The organism is Arthrobacter sp. Y3223164 (genome assembly GCF_059091005.1).
Genome location: NZ_JBNHGF010000392.1, coordinates 1 through 2508 on the forward strand (window position 1 = coordinate 1; position 2508 = coordinate 2508).

Here is a 2508-nt window from a genome sequence, read left to right on the forward strand (position 1 = left end):
GCCGCGAAGGCGGCGGCGCGCGGATCCTCGGCGGGGTCTGGCTGGCCGCCGGCAGCCCATGCCGGGGTTTGGCCCTTGGCCTCCGGGGTCTGTGTCTCGGGGGTGCTCATGGGGTGGGTCTCCTTGTCGTGCAGCCGCACGGCGGGCAGTCAGTCGTCCGTCGCAATGGTCTTGAGGACGACGGCGGGGTCGGCTGCCGCGTCCGCGGGAATGTTCTGGCCCTTGGCCAGGGCGTTCTTGACCGCCATGAAGTCCAGCGGGGCGTTCACGCAGTCGGCGGCGATGATCCGGCCGTCGCGGTAGTAGAGGACGGAGAACTTGCCACGCTCGTCGTCGCGGCGGACAACGGTCCGGTCGTAGCCCAGCGTCAGGCCGGCGATCTGCAGCTTCAGGTCCGCCTGGTTCGACCAGAACCACGGGATCCCGGCGTAGTCCTCCCGCCGGCCCATCAGCGAATAGGCGGCGACCTTGGCGTGTTCGATCGCGTTGTTCACGCTTTCCAGCCGGATCCGCTCGCCCTCCGGGGAGCCGGGCAGCGGATTGGGCATGTTAGCCACGTCGCCCACCGCCACCGTGGTTCCGTCGGAGGCCAGCGCGTGCCGGTCCACCACGATGCCGTTGTCCACCTCCAGGCCCAACTGCTCGGCCAGCTCGGTGTTGGGCACGACTCCGATGCCGACCAGCACCAGCTGGGCGGCGACGACGGTGCCGTCTTCGAGTCCGACGCCGCCCACCCTGCCCCCGCCGTCCGCCGGCACCAGTTCCCGGATGCGGGAGTTCAGCCGGATGTCGAGGCCGCGTTCACGGTGCGCGGTCAGGAAGTAGTCGCTGGTTTCTTCGCCCACGGCCCGGCCGATCAGCCGCGGCCCGTACTCAAGCACGGTGACGTTCTTGCCCATCTTGTGCAGGCTGGATGCAGCCTCCAGTCCGATGAAGCCGCCGCCGATCACCACCGCGTCCCGCACGCCCTCCAATTGGGCCTTTAGCGCCAGGGCGTCGTCGGCGTTGCGCAGGTAGACCACGCCGTCCAGATCCGCACCGGGCACCTGGAGCTTGCGGGCCCGGGCGCCCACGGTCAGGGCCAGCCGGCGGAACGGGAACTGCGCCCCGGAGACCGCGTGCGCCACCCCGGAGCCGTCCGCTTCCTTCTCGATCCGCTCAATCCGCTCGCCCTTGACCAGGGCCACGTTGTGGTCCGCCCAGTACTGGTTCGACCGGAAGATCAGCGATTCGCTCTCCACCGTGCCCTGCAGGAACTCCTTGGACAGGGCCGGGCGCTGGTAGGGCCGGTGGTTTTCCTCGCCCAGCAGCGTGATGTGCTCCGTGAAGCCGAGCGCCCGCAGCGAAACGGCCAGCTGGACTCCCGACTGGCTCGCGCCGATGATCAGCAGCCCGGTTTGCACGGCACCGTCCGCCGCCCGGGCGGGGGCCGCCGACGTCGTGGTGGTGGTGGTTTCCATGATCAGATCTGCGTTTCCGGGGTGGTGACGTACACGTCCTGGCCCTCGGCGAGCTTGAGCTGGCAGGACAGGCGGGAATTTTCCTGGCGGTCCACCGCCGTTCCGTAGAGCATTTCGTCTTCCATGTCTTCCATCTCCGGAAGCTGGTCCATGGTGTCCTCGCGGACGAAGACGTGGCAGGTGGCGCAGGACAGCGAGCCGCCGCATTCGGCGACGATGCCCGGCACGCCGTTGCGCACCGCGGTTTCCATGACCGAGTCGCCGGGGTTGCCTTCGACGTCGCGGACGGCGCCTTCAGCGTCGGTGAAATGTACCGTAGGCATGGTTCTCCTTGGGTTGCAGTGGTTCAGATGAACTGGCGGCCGCCGTCGACCACCATGGTTTGTCCGGTGATGTAGGAACTGTCCGGCCCGGCCAGGAAGAGCGCCGCGCCCACGATGTCCTCGGGCTGGCTGGCGCGTTTGAGCGCGCCGCGGTCCACGCCGTAGTTCTCGGCGTTCTCCATCAGCCCGTAGCTGGCCTCGGTGAGCGTGAAGCCCGGCGCGATGGCGTTGACGGTGATGTTGCGCCGGCCCAGTTCCTTGGCCAGCACCCGGGTCATCGACACCACGCCGCCCTTCGAGGCCACGTAGTGCAGCCACTGCTCCGAGCCGGAGTAGATGGTGGCGGAGGAAAGGTTGATGACGCGGGCGCCGTCGGGCAGGTAGGGGCTGGCGGCTCGGGTCACCAGCCAGGGGCCCTTGAGGTTCACGTTCATGACCAGGTCCCATTCGGCCGGGTCGATCTCCTCGAACGGGGTGCGGGTCACCGTGGCATAGATGGCGGCGTTGTTAAGGACGACGTCGATGCTCCCCTGCCCGAAGTCGGCGCACCGCCGGGCGAGGGCCTCGGTGGAGGCCACGTCGGTGACGTCGGCTTCGAAGGCCTCGGCCTCCGCACCGGTTTCGCGGACCAGTGCGGCAGTCTTTTCGGCACCGGCCAGGTTGGTGTCGGCCGCTGCCACCCGGTACCCGCGGGCCGCGAAGCCCAGGGCGAAGGCGCGGCCCAG

Annotated in this window: 3 protein-coding genes; all 3 read right to left on the bottom strand. The window is 69.0% G+C overall.

The features are described from left to right. Positions 1 to 149: 149 nt before the first annotated feature. Positions 150 to 1460, bottom strand: coding sequence for an NAD(P)/FAD-dependent oxidoreductase (locus AC5RUJ_RS14485; RefSeq protein WP_494128105.1), 1311 nt, complete (start codon positions 1458 to 1460; stop codon positions 150 to 152). A gap of 2 nt (positions 1461 to 1462) precedes the next feature. Next, positions 1463 to 1783: a 2Fe-2S iron-sulfur cluster-binding protein gene (locus tag AC5RUJ_RS14490; protein ID WP_494002250.1), complete on the bottom strand. Its 321-nt coding sequence runs from the start codon at positions 1781 to 1783 to the stop codon at positions 1463 to 1465. Positions 1784 to 1806: 23 nt separating this feature from the next. Beyond that, on the bottom strand, positions 1807 to 2508 hold a 702-nt coding region (locus tag AC5RUJ_RS14495), incomplete at its 5' end, for an SDR family NAD(P)-dependent oxidoreductase (protein WP_494156068.1).

Bases quoted from the DNA above. Each gene is read 5' to 3' on its own strand.
- AC5RUJ_RS14490 (WP_494002250.1), bottom strand. From the start codon at position 1,783: ATGCCTACGGTACATTTCACCGACGCTGAAGGCGCCGTCCGCGACGTC.
- AC5RUJ_RS14485 (WP_494128105.1), bottom strand. From the start codon at position 1,460: ATGGAAACCACCACCACCACGACGTCGGCGGCCCCCGCCCGGGCGGCG.